The 13,945-nt window shown below is 58.5% G+C and carries 14 protein-coding genes; 10 read left to right on the top strand and 4 right to left on the bottom strand.

Going from position 1 to position 13,945, the window contains the following annotated elements; translation table 11 throughout:
- Positions 1-39: 39 nt before the first annotated feature.
- Positions 40-267 carry a hypothetical protein gene (locus tag JJD66_RS07150; protein ID WP_003191203.1) on the bottom strand — a complete coding sequence of 76 codons (228 nt, stop codon included), beginning with the start codon at positions 265-267 and terminating at the stop codon, positions 40-42.
- A 217-nt stretch (positions 268-484) separates the two neighbouring features.
- On the opposite strand from JJD66_RS07150, the gene JJD66_RS07145 reads away from it, so the two are divergent.
- The 7 genes from JJD66_RS07145 (at position 485) to JJD66_RS07110 (ending at position 6,555) form a co-directional block, all read left to right on the top strand.
- Positions 485-2,212: a hydrogenase maturation protein gene (locus JJD66_RS07145; RefSeq protein ID WP_200647866.1), complete on the top strand. Its 1,728-nt coding sequence runs from the start codon at positions 485-487 to the stop codon at positions 2,210-2,212.
- 143 nt (positions 2,213-2,355) lie between these two features.
- On the top strand, positions 2,356-2,982 hold the full coding sequence (locus JJD66_RS07140) for a dTMP kinase (RefSeq protein ID WP_200647865.1): 627 nt from the start codon (positions 2,356-2,358) through the stop codon (positions 2,980-2,982).
- 10 nt (positions 2,983-2,992) lie between these two features.
- A complete protein-coding gene (locus tag JJD66_RS07135; RefSeq protein ID WP_200647864.1) occupies positions 2,993-3,772 on the top strand; it encodes a hypothetical protein in 780 nt (259 codons plus the stop codon).
- Positions 3,773-3,778: 6 nt separating this feature from the next.
- Positions 3,779-4,372, top strand: a complete 594-nt coding sequence (locus JJD66_RS07130) for a hypothetical protein (protein WP_200647863.1) — start codon at positions 3,779-3,781, stop codon at positions 4,370-4,372.
- 112 nt (positions 4,373-4,484) lie between these two features.
- Entirely contained in the window at positions 4,485-4,733 is a 249-nt protein-coding gene (locus JJD66_RS07125) for a CsbD family protein (protein WP_014718439.1), read from the top strand.
- 490 nt (positions 4,734-5,223) lie between these two features.
- Positions 5,224-6,387, top strand: a complete 1,164-nt coding sequence (locus JJD66_RS28440; RefSeq protein ID WP_252730612.1) for an epoxide hydrolase N-terminal domain-containing protein — start codon at positions 5,224-5,226, stop codon at positions 6,385-6,387.
- 12 nt (positions 6,388-6,399) lie between these two features.
- Entirely contained in the window at positions 6,400-6,555 is a 156-nt protein-coding gene (locus tag JJD66_RS07110) for a DUF1810 family protein (RefSeq protein ID WP_232914458.1), read from the top strand.
- Here JJD66_RS07110 and JJD66_RS07105 read toward each other — a convergent pair.
- Both JJD66_RS07105 and JJD66_RS07100 read right to left on the bottom strand, forming a co-directional pair.
- Complete coding sequence (locus tag JJD66_RS07105) at positions 6,546-7,598, bottom strand: AraC family transcriptional regulator (RefSeq protein WP_200647862.1); 1,053 nt, start codon at positions 7,596-7,598, stop codon at positions 6,546-6,548. The two genes, JJD66_RS07110 and JJD66_RS07105, sit on opposite strands and share 10 nt — an antisense overlap.
- A 3-nt stretch (positions 7,599-7,601) precedes the next feature.
- Positions 7,602-8,600: an AraC family transcriptional regulator gene (locus JJD66_RS07100; protein WP_234452172.1), complete on the bottom strand. Its 999-nt coding sequence runs from the start codon at positions 8,598-8,600 to the stop codon at positions 7,602-7,604.
- A 170-nt stretch (positions 8,601-8,770) separates the two neighbouring features.
- On the opposite strand from JJD66_RS07100, the gene JJD66_RS07095 reads away from it, so the two are divergent.
- On the top strand, positions 8,771-8,917 hold the full coding sequence (locus JJD66_RS07095; RefSeq protein WP_198715775.1) for a hypothetical protein: 147 nt from the start codon (positions 8,771-8,773) through the stop codon (positions 8,915-8,917).
- On the opposite strand, the gene JJD66_RS07090 is transcribed toward JJD66_RS07095, so the two are convergent.
- Positions 8,904-9,515 carry a TetR/AcrR family transcriptional regulator gene (locus JJD66_RS07090; RefSeq protein WP_200647860.1) on the bottom strand — a complete coding sequence of 204 codons (612 nt, stop codon included), beginning with the start codon at positions 9,513-9,515 and terminating at the stop codon, positions 8,904-8,906. The genes JJD66_RS07095 and JJD66_RS07090 overlap by 14 nt on opposite strands.
- A 119-nt stretch (positions 9,516-9,634) precedes the next feature.
- On the opposite strand from JJD66_RS07090, the gene JJD66_RS07085 reads away from it, so the two are divergent.
- Both JJD66_RS07085 and JJD66_RS07080 read left to right on the top strand, forming a co-directional pair.
- The gene (locus tag JJD66_RS07085) at positions 9,635-10,786 is read left to right on the top strand and encodes a MexC family multidrug efflux RND transporter periplasmic adaptor subunit (RefSeq protein WP_200647859.1); all 1,152 of its coding nucleotides are present in this window, start codon (positions 9,635-9,637) and stop codon (positions 10,784-10,786) included.
- Between the two features lie 27 nt (positions 10,787-10,813).
- Positions 10,814-13,945 (top strand): efflux RND transporter permease subunit, encoded by a 3,132-nt coding sequence (locus JJD66_RS07080; RefSeq protein ID WP_054918955.1) that lies wholly within the window; start codon positions 10,814-10,816, stop codon positions 13,943-13,945.

Below are 13,945 nucleotides of genomic sequence, written 5' to 3'. Positions count from 1 at the left end.
AGTGATTGATAAACGGGCAGCGGTTTTCTGATACGTAAATCAGGGCTGCTGGTAATGCCCTGGGATGTCATGGCCTTCATCGGCGGGCTTGTTGCGCTTTTGCACCTGGACGTCGCTCAATTTCGCGTCCTTGAGCTCTGCAAAGCGCTGCCTGAGCAGGGACTCGGCCCATTGAGGGTCCAGCGTGTCGGCATCGTGCTCAAGCGTGCGGCTTTGTGGCTGGTTGTCGAGGATGAAACTGATGAGGTAATGCGGTTTCTCGAACATGAATGTGGCTCCGTTACGGTTAACAAGGCGTACCCGAGCAGGGCATGTTCATTTGATGAGTAGGTTGCGCGGTGATTCAGAAAAAATAAGCCGCTTTCATCTATTGATCTCGATCAGGTGGGGAGGCTGGCTCGCTCTATAACCTTGGGCGCTTATCGATGGCCAGGGACGGCTCAACGGGCTGCTCTGGTCGCACATTCTCAAGGAAGAGTCAGCCATGCGATCACTGAAGATCCTGTTGTTATCATCGGCATTCAACGGTTTAACCCAACGGGCCTGGCTGGATCTGCGCCAAGCGGGTCACGACCCCAGCGTTGTGGTGTTCACCGATCAAGCCACGGTGTGCCAGCAGGTCGAGGCGTCAGGCGCCGACCTGGTGATCTGCCCGTTTCTGAAGGACCGTGTGCCGCACCAACTATGGAGCCATCCGCAGCGCCCGGTGGTGATCATCCATCCGGGCATCATCGGCGACCGCGGCGCCAGTGCGCTGGATTGGGCCATCACCCTGCAGGCCCGTCGTTGGGGCGTCACCGCCTTGCAAGCGGTGGAGGAAATGGATGCGGGACCGATATGGTCCACCTGTGAGTTCGACATGCCCGACCAGGTGCGCAAATCCGAGCTGTACAACGGCCTGGTGAGCGACGCCGCGATGGTTTGCATTCGTGACGTCGTGGCGAAATTCGTCAAGGGCTTCGTCCCGACACCGCTCGATTACACCCAACCCAGCGTCATCGGGCGCTTGCAGCCGAACATGACCCAGGCCGACCGCACCTTCAGTTGGTTCGATTGCGCAGGCTTTATCAAGCGCAGCATCGACGCTGCCGATGGCCAGCCCGGCGTGTTGGCAAGCCTTTTGGGCGGGCAATATTACCTCTACGACGCGCACTTGGACGCTCGCCAGGGCGCTCCCGGAGAAATCCTCGCGGTACAGGACGACGCTGTGCTGGTGGCGGCCGGAGATCGCAGCCTGTGGATCGGCTCGCTCAAACCCAAAGGCCCGGAGACCTTCAAGCTGCCGGCACGGCACGTACTGGCGCAAAGGCTGGCCGGCGTTCCGGTGCTGGACAGCTCAATCGCCCGCCAGGCGTTCAACGAGCGGGTCTATCAACCCATTCGCTACCAAGAGTTCGGCCACATCGGCGAACTGACGTTCGAGTTCTACAACGGCGCTATGAGCACCGAACAATGCCAGCGGCTGGTCGCAGCGTTGCGCTGGGCCAAGGCGCGAGATACCCAAGTGTTGCTGATCAAGGGCGGGCGCGGCAGCTTTTCCAATGGGGTGCACCTTAACGTCATCCAGGCCGCCGACGTGCCGGGGCTGGAAGCCTGGGCCAACATTCAAGCCATCGACGATGTGTGCCTGGAGCTGCTCACCGCCAGGCAACTGGTGATCAGCGGCCTGACCGGCAGTGCAGGTGCAGGCGGCGTGATGCTGGCGCTGGCCGCCGACATTGTATTGGCTCGCGAAGGTGTGGTGCTCAACCCGCACTACAAGACCATGGGGCTCTACGGCTCCGAATACTGGACCTACAGCCTGCCACGGGCGGTGGGCAGCGAAATCGCGCATAAGCTCACCGAAGAATGCCTGCCCATCAGCGCCATCCAGGCCCAGCAGTACGGCATGGTCCAGGGCATCGGGCCCCGCTGTCTGCAGGCATTCGGCCTGTGGCTTTTGCAAGAGGCTGACCGTGCGTTGACCGATGATAAGTACCTTCACGCACGCACGCGAAAAGCCATGCTGGATACTCAGCAAGTTGAACGCTGTCGCGAGCAGGAGCTGGCACAGATGCGACTCGACATGGTGGAAAACCGCCAGCAGTTTGCCGAGAAATGCCGCAACTTCGTGTTTAAACGCAAAGCCTGCCAGACCCCGCAGCGGTTGATTGCGCCATGGGCGTTGAGGTACGAGGCTGGTGTGCCGGAAAGCCGGATGCTGAATGACTGACCGTCGACGCGGGGAGGGCGCGTCGGCCAGTCCAGCCTCGCATTGGGCAATAGGGTTGCCCATAATGGAGGCCAACTCGCCCAACCGCACAGACCCCGAGGCTCCATGGAACTGCACAACCTGAACGATGATGCAGCGCCCGTATGACTCGTGCGCTGTTTATTTCGTTGGATGGGCCCAAGGGCACCGGCAAAACCACGCTGTTGGAGGCCGTTACGGCAGCATTGAGGGCCGACAACAAAAAGGTCGTGCGACTGTGCGAGCGCAAGAGCGATCCCTGTCGAGCGCAAACGATGGCTCTGGTTAACACGTTCGCCCGAGATCCCAGCCGGGATCTGGAACTTGAGGTGTGTGAGCGCTTTGCCGACAGCCGCAGCTGGATTACCCGGCATGTACTGGCCGCGCAGCCACCTGACAGCATCATCCTGATGGATCGCTGGTACCCGTCTGATGCCGCGTTTCGTCGGTTGATACCCTTTGCAGACATTCTTGAGTTGAACATTCATCGGCAGGTGCAAGTGCCGGACCTGCACGTGGGGGTTGTCACCGCGGCGCAAATATCCTGGGCGCGGGCGGTAGCACGACGGCGCGGGCTGAGCAGTACGGTGATGTCTAAGCTGGAGGAGCAAGTTGCGTGTACCGAGGCGTTTGAGCGAGCGGCTGTGGGGCAGGGGTGGGTGATGTGTCGCAATGAAGGGACGATTGAGGAGGCGATGAGGCGGGTGGTTTCGCAGATATATAAAGTCCTTCATCCCAAGCATCAGGAGTAACGGAGTGCCGTTGAACCAGCAAGATCAGGATGATGTTGGTCATCAGAACAAACGTCACCGAACGAAGAAACTCTATGAAAACGTCGTGATAGGAAACTTCCTGTACGGTCTCGGATTCGCCGTGCGGTCATGTCTAGACGCAAACACCTCGATCCCAAGCGTGGTGAACCTGCTACAGCAGACGCCTGCAGACAAAGAGCTGGCTGATGTCCTGCTGAGTTTTCCAGGTGTCGTGCGCTTGATCGAATTCAAGATGAAGGGCGCCAGCCTGAAAAAAGAACGACTACGACATCGTTTACTCATGGCCGCCCTGACAGGTGAGAATCAGGTATTGGTCGAAACGTCCAGAAGCCTGCACTGGTATGTGGAGGTGGGCGCCAATGACACCGACACGCCTTTGGTTTCGCGAGCCGTGCCTTATCTGGACGCCTTCGACGAAGAACACTTGGCGTTGTCCGCGGGAAGCCTTGAACGACTCGTGGAGCAAACCGCGCGCGAAGCTGTTCGCGGCCTGGACCCGTTGTTGCGTGAGCGTTCACAGATATACCTGCGATTTTTACGCAATATTCAAGCTGACGACCCGGTGGGCGCAGGTGGTGTGCTTCTGGTCATGGGCGCAGGTGGAGCAATGCATTTTGTTCAGCTGCGAGACGTCTGTGATTTGAGTATGCCGCACAGGCAATGGCTGGAGCTGGAAATGAGCGGTCCGCAGCTGGAGCCATCTGTGCCTGCATTGGAGCGAAGCATAAAGCGTCCCAAACACCGCGACGGCCCCGAATATGGAAGGTAATGACCCATGGACGAACACGTGAACGAGAATGACCTCAGCCTGCGGGCCATGGCCGTCGCTGCCAAGGGCATCATGAGCGCAGCGGAAAATGACAGAAAAGCCGCTGAGCAGGCGATTGCGCGCCTTGGCTATCTGGAAAAACGTGTTGAGCAGAGCCTGCAACAGATTCCGACGATACTGGGCGCTTCAGCGGCGCAGATCGCAGATTCAGTGGCTTCAAAGGCGGCCGAGCAGTTGGTTGGCAGGTTCAGACAGGCCGATGCCGCGGCGCTTGATGCGGCGCAAAAGTACCAGGCCGCCAGTGACAGCCTTAAGCGTCGATTCTGGCTCAGCATCTTCGCCATTCATCTAGGTGTGGTATTGCCTCTGGCGTTGCTGTTTTTCTTTGCGGTCCCCAGCACCGATGAGATTGCGCAAAGGCAACGAGAGTTAGCGGTGCTTGAGCAAAACATAGAAGCGTTGAAACGCCATGGTGGTGACGCTGCCATTATTGACTGCGAGGGACGCCCGTGCGTGCGCACGCGAGAGGTCCCGGGCGAAGATCCCTATCACGATGCCGCTACAGGGAAGAAGACTTATCGGTTGATCTGGACCAAGTGAGCTTCATCAACTTTGAACTAATCACTAAGCCTGTCCACCTAACGCTTTGCACGTTGCCTCAAGCCCGGGGTTTTCCTGGGTTACCCAATCACACACGAAGGTTTGGTTAATCATGAAGAGCGAACAGGTAGAAGGCGTTGTAGAAAAGGTTGCTGGCAAAGCCCAGAGCGCAGTCGGGAAGCTTTTTGGCGATTCGAAGTTGGAAGCTGAGGGCGCTGGACGCCAGGCTGCGGGTCAACTGACGCAAACCTATGGCGACGCACTGGACAGCGTTTCTACATTCGTCAAAGAAAAACCGGTTGCTGCACTGGCAATCGGGGCTGTTGCTCTACTGGTGCTGAAGAGATTGCTTGGTCGCTGAACAGCAGTAGCTTCAATAAGATTGCTGGCACGGTAGAGACGATGGTGAACGCTAACCAGAATCAGGGGCAAATTTCTGGAGTTTCTTGCAGGCGTGGAAGGGCGTGAAGTGGAGCGGGGTATCTGCCTGTTCCTTGGGTAACCAAGTCATGCTGCCTGGCAATCGACGCGGTCTCTATGCCCTTTGCCGAGCTTGATGGGCTGAAAAGCCCTTATGTTTTCCAGGTCCCAGAAAAGCCAATGCCCCGACAAGTCGGGGCATTGGCTTTTTTATGAGCGAGTGGTCGGTTTGTATCGTTTTGTATCTGCGCTTTGGATAGATACACAGCGATTCCTTTAAGTCGGTTGATGACACATACGGGATACCTGCGGGGCTCTAAATGAACCCAACGAGAAGGCGCCAACCTTCTTCAATGGATGACTCATTTAACTCGCGGCTATCTCTGCGCGTTTCGCGACGTTGTCGACCAATGACTTATAGGAAATTCAAAATGCCTGCAGCTACGTTCGGTTTCACCTGGCGCCATTGTCTGGCTTCTTCCGTGAGAATGGGCGCTTTGGGGTTGGCCCTGATAGCCAGCAGCGGTGGTGCCTGGGCTGCTGGCCCGGCCGCCGATGCGTCAGTTGCCAGCTCGGCCTCGACCCATCCCGAATCGATTAGACCTTATCGAATTCACGTCGATGAAGCGCAATTGACCGATCTGAAAAAGCGCATTGCGGCGACCTGCTGGCCGGACAAAGAGACCGTCAATGACGTTTCCCAAGGCGTGCAGTTGGCCCAGGTCCAGGCGCTGGTGAAGTATTGGGGCAGCGGCTATGACTGGCGCAAGGCCGAAGCGAAGCTCAATGCGCTGCCTGAATTCATCACGACTATCGACGGCGTGGATATTCAATTCATCCATGTTCGCTCGCCAAACTCCAACGCGATGCCGCTGCTTCTGACACACGGATGGCCTGGCTCACAGTTTGAGTTCCTGAAGACGATCGGCCCGCTGACGGATCCCGTTGCTTACGGCGGTAAGGTTGAAGATTCGTTCGACGTGATCATTCCATCGATTCCGGGACACGGTTTTTCCGGTAAGCCAACTGAATTCGAATTGATGGACGACTGCGGCGACAAAGACAAATTGTGGAATGACCTCGGCGAGATGGAGCATCTGGTGCGTGAAGGCGTTGCCTATGCCCGCAGCGTGCATGGCGCCACCGAGGAAAGCCGCCGTACCGATCTTGATTCATTCCTCGACAGCCTCGTGTTCGACTACCAGGACATGGGCAAGGACGTGCAGCTCAGCGGCAAAAGCAACGCAGTGATTCACACTCGGCCCCACGCGCTGCGCCGAGTGCTGGTAAACCTCACGGATAACGCGCTCAAATTCGCCGGTGCCGCGCAGCTGCGGGTCGAGCCGGAGGAGGGCGACAGCCTCTCGGTGACCGTGATGGATCGTGGTCCCGGCATTGCCGAAGAGGAGCTGGCCCGTGTGATTGAGCCATTTTACCGCGTGGAAAATTCGCGCAACCGCAGCACCGGCGGCACGGGCCTGGGCCTGGCTATCGCCCAGCAACTGGCACAAGCCCTCGGCGGCACCCTGACCTTGAGAAATCGCGAAGGCGGCGGATTGTGCGCTGAACTGAGATTACCGACGCGCTTCTCGTAGGAGGCGCGAATCATGCAGGATACGTTCAATCTGTCCTGTTTCGTCGAGGCTCTGCGCCCGGTGTTCAGTCGGGTCATGGACGAGCTGCGCGCGGGCCGCAAGGCGAGCCATTGGATGTGGTTCGTCTTCCATCCATTGCAGGGGGTGGGTCGCTCCGCTCAAAGCTGATCTTTCATCCGGCTCGTGATCAATAAAGGCTGCCTGCACACCCCCGACTGCCTGCACCACTCAAGCGCAGACATACCAAACCAGCGATGAAACGCCCGCGAAAAAGTGCTGACATCGGCGTAACCCAGCAGATGCGCCACGTCTGTAAGACTGATTGTCGGAACCAGCAGGTAATTGCGCACCAGTTGCTGGCGAGTCTCATCCAGCAACTGCTGAAAAGACGTATTTTCTTGAGCCAAGTGGCGCTGCAAGGTTCTTGGGTTGACTGCCATGCAATCGGCCACCTTGTCGATCGTTGCACGTCCGCTGGGCAACAAGTTACGCAGCAATTGCCTGACGTAGCCAGGCATCACGTCTGTCGACAAGCGCTCTATACCTGATAGATGTCTAGCGAGAATCTGATGTAATGCTTCGCTGGCGCGATCCAGTGGTTGCGCCAGCACGCATGCGTCAAATAGCAGACCAGTGTGCGCTGCTGAGAATGTTGGCGTGATACCCAGTGCCTGGCGATAGCCCAACTCATCTGCAAGAGGCAGATGACGGAGCATTACCGCCTCAGGTTGCCATTGATCCCCGGCCAACGTGAGCATCAGTTTTAAACCGACACCACAGGCCAGTTCTTCTGCTTGAGGCAATCCGACAATCGACATCTCATCGGTTCGATAACTCAGCAACGCGACGCCTTCCACAACCTCCAAATCAACCTGTGCCGCGCCGTTGTACCGCCCAAAATTCGCGCGCAGCTCGAGCAATGCATCGCCGATGGTTCGAGCGTTGTGGATCAGGAAAAACATATCACCGAAGACGTCGACACCTTGGTGGAGCCCGAACTCCAGGCCGAACAATGCGTTGTTCGAACGCTGCCGGCACATTTGCAACAAGCTGCAATATTGTTGGAATGAGAGGATATCTTCCGGGTGCTGCAGCGACATCGCAGGCACAGAGGCCTGTCGCAGTATACGGCTCGGGTCCAAACCCTGCCGCCGGGCAAATTGATCGAACCCTGTCAGACTGATTGCACGAATGAATGGATTGGACGCCATGTTTTACCCAAGAGTTTGTTGCATGCGCTGTTTCCACTTCTGCGGGCTGACGCCATTCCAGCGCGTGAAAGCCCGGGAAAAGGTGCTCAGGTCGGCATAACCCAACATACCTGCCACCTGTGTCAGGCTGATCGATGAGTCGCAGAGGTAGCGTGCGGCCATCGTCTGGCGCGTTTCGTCCAGCAGCTCCTGAAATCGCGTGTTTTGTGCCCGAAGATAGCGTTGCAAGGTGCGCGGGCTGATCATCATGTACTTGGCCATGTCGCGAAGCGTGACCGGACCATTGGCAAGCTCATTGCGTAGCCTTTTTTGCACATAAGACGGTAGTTCTTGCAGTGTTACGCGCGCTAACTCGTCGATTTGTTGCTGGGCTAATAGTTGACACCTGACGTCTGTAGCTCCGAGAGGTCTGGCCAGTAACGACTCATCGAAAACCCAGGCATTGACGGCGCTGTCAAAGCGCGGAGTGACGCCCAGCAGTGTGCGATAGGCAATGCGATTGGTCAGAGCACTGTGGCGCAACATCAGAACTCTCGGTTTCCAGGCGTGCCCCAGCAGTTCGCGGAGCAAGCATGCGGCAACTCCCATCGCCAGCTCCACTGTCTGACGTACTGAGGCCAATGTACCGTCAATGACTTCGTACACAAGAAGGGCACTGCCGCCTCGGCGTTCAAGGCGCACTAGTGCGCCGTCACTGTGTATATGGAAATAGCGTGTCAGCAGATTCAGCGACTCGCCCACATTGGCCGCGTTACGCATGGCGTACAGCAGAGTGCCTAGACTTTGTGTGCCTTGGTGCAAGCCTAACTGTAAGCCGAACAAGGGATTGCTCGACCGTAACGCACATAACTGGACCAACGCATTGAATTGCGCGCCAGATATTTGAGCGTTCAGCGGCTCTTCGGGCAGGTCTACCTCCGCCAGCGCCGAAATCGGATCAATCCCCTGACTGGTAGCAAACGCCTTGAAACCAAGCAAAGCAACACCACGCACTGTGGACATCATCTGAGCCTCGCGAATGAAATACAGCCTTTGGCCTGAGAAGTATTGGCACGATATGCAAAATCTCTGGCGCGATATGCAAAGCTTTCACCCTTGTCCCGAGACCACACTCGAACGACCAATAACAAAAGACCTGCGTTCGGCCCAAGGCTGGACGATGGAGGTATACGATGCGTCGGTTTCTGTTCGCTTTGCTGGTGATCGCACTGATTTCGGGTGCGCTGTATGTTCAGCCACGGCCCGCTGACCACAATGTTGTTCATCATGCCAATCACCCGCCGGTCGCCAGCATCAGCGATGCCTTCACGCATTTCTGAGGACTGAAGCGTGCTCCTGCACAGTGGCGTGCTCGCGAAACTCGCCACTAGAGAGTGCTCCGTGCAGGAACATTTGCTCCAGCGTTCGGGCCGACTCGGCGTTGGCTGCACGCCCGCGCTGTTCGGCATCCACCAAGCCGTAGACCAGGGTGATGAACAGCTCGGTAAAAATCGCTGCGGTAATGTCGATGCGAAACAGTCCTCTTTGCTGACCTCTGAGGAAGAACTCGTCTAGCGCCGCCAGGTAAAACTGCCAGCGTGTGTCACCCCGTTCGAAGTCGAGGAAGTCTGGGCGGTATTGCGCCATAAGAAAGGCAAGCAATTCGCGATGAGCCAAGTGCTCGCGGATCAATCGACGCAGCGCGTCCAAGGGCTGCAGGTGCTGCAAACCGGCGCTGCGGATAATCAGATTGAGCGTACTTTCGGCGTACTCCTCCAGTCTCTGCCCTAGATTTTCCCGTGTCCCACAGTAGCGGTGCAGGGTCGCTTTACTCATGCCCGCCAGTTGCGCCAGCTCTTTCATTGTCGCCCGGGGGCGATTGACAACCGCCATAGTCAGCGACTTGAGCATTTGTTCATCATGGGAATTGGGTGTCATCACCACGCCTTTAGCGATGTTTATACAGGGATCACAATATTCTCATATGAGTCAATGTTGACTCATTAGAGTTTGCAAAGTAGCATCCGCACCAAGTTCAATCAAGCCTTGGGTGAGAGATGGGAAATTTGCGTGCGATAGGGATGGCAGGCTCGCTGGCAGCGGCCATTGCGCTGGCCGGGTGTGGGCCGTCGAATGAACAAACGGATGTGGCCGAAGTGGCGCGTGCTGTAGAGGTGCTGGCAGTAAAGACGGAGCCTCTGGCTCTGACTTCGGATTTGCCGGGCAGGGTAGAGCCCATGCGAGTCGCCGAGGTGCGCGCGCGCGTGCCAGGCATCGTGATGCAAAAGCGTTTTGAAGAGGGCGCGGATGTCAAAGCCGGGGACCTGCTGTTCCAGATCGACCCGGCGCCGCTAAAGGCGGCCTTGTCGCGAGCAGAGGGTGAATTGGCCCGCACCCAGGCCGTCGCAATTGAGGCACAGGCGCGGGTCAAGCGCTATGAACCGTTGGTGAAGGTCGAGGCGGTCAGCCAGCAAGACTTCGACAGTGCCATGGCCGACCTGCGCAGCGCCCAGGCGGCCACGCGCTCGGCTCAGGCCGATCTGCAAAGCGCGCGCTTGAACCTTGGTTATGCTTCGGTGACTGCACCGATTTCCGGTCGTGTCGGCCGTGCACTGGTAACCGAAGGTGCGTTGGTCGGTCAGGGTGACGCGACGTTGATGGCGCGGATTCAACAGCTTGATCCGGTCTATGTTGATTTCACTCAGTCGGCCGCCGACGCGCTGCGCCTGCGCGAATCGCTTAAGGACGGAAAACTCTCCGCTGATGACAGCAAGACGTTGGGGATTCGTGTCGACGGCACCGCTTTTGAGCGTCAGGGCGCACTGATGTTTACCGATATCGTCGTTGATCGCGGCACAGGACAGGTGTCATTACGCGGCAAGTTCGCCAACAGCGACGGCGTGTTGCTGCCGGGCATGTTCGTGCGCGTGCGCACGCCTCAAGGCACCGACAAACAGGCCATTCTCGTGCCCCAGCGCTCGGTGCAGCGCGGCAGCGATGGCGGCGCGCAGGTCATGGTGGTCGGCGCCGACGGCCGCGCCGAAGCGCGCAATGTGGTCACCGGTTCCATGCAGGGTTCGCGCTGGCAGATCAGTGAAGGCCTGAAGGCTGGCGATCAGGTGATTGTCAGCGGACTGAGCGGCCTGCAACCAGGTGCCAAGGTCGTACCCGCCCAAGCCCAGGCTCAGTCGCCTGAGTCGCACCAGTAAGGGCGCCGTCGCCGCGAGGATATTCCGATGTCTCTGTTTTTTATCAAACGCCCGAACTTCGCCTGGGTGGTAGCGCTGTTCATTTCTCTGGCCGGTCTGCTGGTCATTCCGATGCTACCGGTAGCGCAGTACCCCAACGTCGCGCCGCCGCAGATCAAGGTGACGGCGACCTATCCCGGTGCCTCTGCGAAGGTGCTGGTGGACTCGGTCACCAGCGTGATCGAAGAGTCGCTCAACGGTGCGAAGAACCTGCTGTATTTCGAGTCGACCAACAACTCCAACGGTATCGCCGAGATTGCGGTGACGTTCCAGCCGGGCACTGATCCGCAGCTCGCTCAGGTTGACGTGCAAAACCGCCTGAAAAAAGCCGAAGCGCGGATGCCGCAAGCCGTGCTGACCCAAGGTCTGGAGGTGGAGCAGACCAGTGCTGGTTTCCTGCTGATCTATGCGCTGAACTATAAGGAAGGCACCCAGCACAGTGACACCACCGCACTGGGCGACTACGCCGCGCGCAATATCAACAACGAGCTACGCCGGGTTCCGGGCGTCGGCAAGCTGCAGTTCTTCTCCTCTGAAGCGGCGATGCGCGTCTGGCTCGACCCGCAGAAACTGGTGGGCTACGGGCTATCCATCGACGACGTCAGCGCGGCCATCCGTGGCCAGAACGTGCAAGTGCCGGCTGGCAGCTTCGGCAGTACGCCGACCAGCAGCCAGCAGGAACTGACCGCCACCCTGGCGGTGAAAGGTACGCTGGATAATCCGGAAGAATTCTCTCGTATTGTCCTGCGTGCCAACGAGGACGGTTCGACGGTCAAACTGGGCGACGTCGCCCGCGTGGAAATCGGTCAGGAAAGTTACAACTTCAACTCGCGCCTGAATGGCAGACCCGCCGTGGCAGCGGCGATCCAGTTGTCGCCGGGCGCCAACGCGATCCAGACCGCAACTGCGGTCAAGCAGCGCCTGGCCGAACTGTCGGCCTACTTCCCGGATGATGTGGAATATTCCGTTCCTTACGACACCTCGCGTTTCGTTGATGTAGCGATCGAGAAGGTGATTCATACCCTGATCGAAGCGATGGTCCTGGTATTCCTAGTGATGTTCCTGTTCCTCCAGAACATCCGCTACACTTTGATTCCGTCGATCGTGGTACCGGTGTGTCTGCTGGGCACGCTGCTGATGATGTACGTGCTGGGCTTCTCGGTGAACATGATGACCATGTTCGGCATGGTGCTCGCCATCGGCATTCTGGTGGACGACGCCATTGTCGTGGTGGAGAACGTCGAACGGATCATGGCCGAGGAGGGCTTGTCGCCGGTCGACGCCACGGTGAAAGCGATGGGGCAGGTATCGGGCGCGATCATCGGTATCACCCTGGTGCTGTCGGCGGTGTTCATGCCGCTGGCATTCATGTCCGGCTCGGTCGGTGTGATCTACCAGCAATTCTCGGTATCGCTGGCGGTGTCGATTCTGTTCTCCGGGTTCCTCGCGCTGACGTTCACCCCGGCGCTATGCGCCACGCTGCTCAAGCCGATTCCACAAGGGCACCATGAAAAGCGCGGCTTCTTCGGCGCCTTCAACCGTGGCTTTGCCAAGCTCACCGATCGCTATTCAGTCCTGAACAACGGGCTGGTGGCGCGTTCCGGCCGGATGATGTTGGTGTACCTGGGCATTATCGCCATGCTCGGTTACTTCTACCTGCGCCTGCCGGAATCGTTTGTGCCGGTGGAGGACCAGGGCTACATGATCGTCGACGTCCAGCTGCCGCCGGGCGCGACCCGTACCCGTACCGAATCGACTGGCGAACAACTGGAGCGTTACCTGGCTACCCGTGACGCGGTTCAGTCGACGTTCCTGGTGTCCGGCTTCAGCTTCTCCGGGATGGGCGATAACGCAGCGCTGGCATTCCCGGTGTTCAAGGACTGGTCGGAACGTGGCGAAGATCAATCGGCCATGGCAGAAGTCAATGCGCTGAACGAGCAATTTGCCGTGGCCAACGACGGTGCGGTGATGGCCGTGCCACCGCCGCCGATTGACGGTCTGGGCAACTCCGGTGGTTTCGCCCTACGCCTGCAGGATCGTGCCGGCCTGGGTCGGGAAGCGTTGCTCGCTGCTCGTGATCAGGTGCTTGGTCAGGCCAACGGCAACCCGAAAATTCTCTACGCGATGATGGAAGGTCTGGCGGAGTCGCCGCAATTGCGCGTAGTGATCGACCGTGACAAGGCGCGCACCCTGGGGGTGAGTTTTGAATCGATCAGCAGTGCGTTGTCTGCCGCTTTCGGTTCGGAGGTGATCAACGACTTCACCAATGCCGGCCGCCAGCAGCGCGTGGTGGTGCAGGCCGAGCAGGGCGACCGGATGACTCCGGAAAGCGTGCTCAAACTGTACGTACACAACAGCGCGGGCGATCTGGTGCCGCTCAGTGCTTTCGTCACCACGCATTGGGAGGAAGGTCCGGTGCAGGTCGTGCGCTACAACGGTTATCCGTCGGTGCGCATCGTCGGTGATGCCGGGCCGGGCTACAGCACCGGTGAAGCCATGGCAGAAATGGAGCGTATCGCCGCGCAGTTGCCGGCCGGTTTCAGCTACGAGTGGACCGGTTTGTCCTACCAGGAGAAGGTCTCCAGCGGTCAGGCCACGCAACTGTTTGCGCTGGCCATTCTGGTGGTGTTCCTGCTGCTGGTGGCGCTGTACGAGAGCTGGGCGATTCCGTTGACCGTGATGCTGATTGTGCCGATCGGCGCCATCGGTGCGGTACTCGCGGTGATGGTCGCCGGCATGCCTAACGATGTGTACTTCAAGGTCGGTTTGATCACCATCATAGGTCTGGCGGCGAAGAACGCGATTCTGATCGTCGAGTTCGCCAAGGAACTCTGGGAAAAAGGTTACAGCCTGCGCGACGCCGCGATCGAGGCTGCACGGCTGCGCTTCCGGCCAATCGTGATGACCTCCATGGCCTTCATTCTCGGTGTGGTGCCGCTAGCACTGGCGACCGGGGCAGGGGCTGCAAGTCAGCGGGCAATCGGTACCGGGGTGATCGGCGGCATGCTCAGCGCGACACTGCTGGGTGTGTTGTTTGTACCGATCTGTTTTGTGTGGGTGCTGTCGATGTTGCGCAGTAAACCGGCTCCCATTGAACAACCCGCTTTGGCTCAGGAGTGA

The sequence above is a fragment of the Pseudomonas sp. MF6751 genome (assembly GCF_016613265.1).
GTDB lineage: Bacteria > Pseudomonadota > Gammaproteobacteria > Pseudomonadales > Pseudomonadaceae > Aquipseudomonas > Aquipseudomonas fluorescens_BV.
This window is presented reverse-complemented; position numbering and strand designations above follow the sequence as displayed.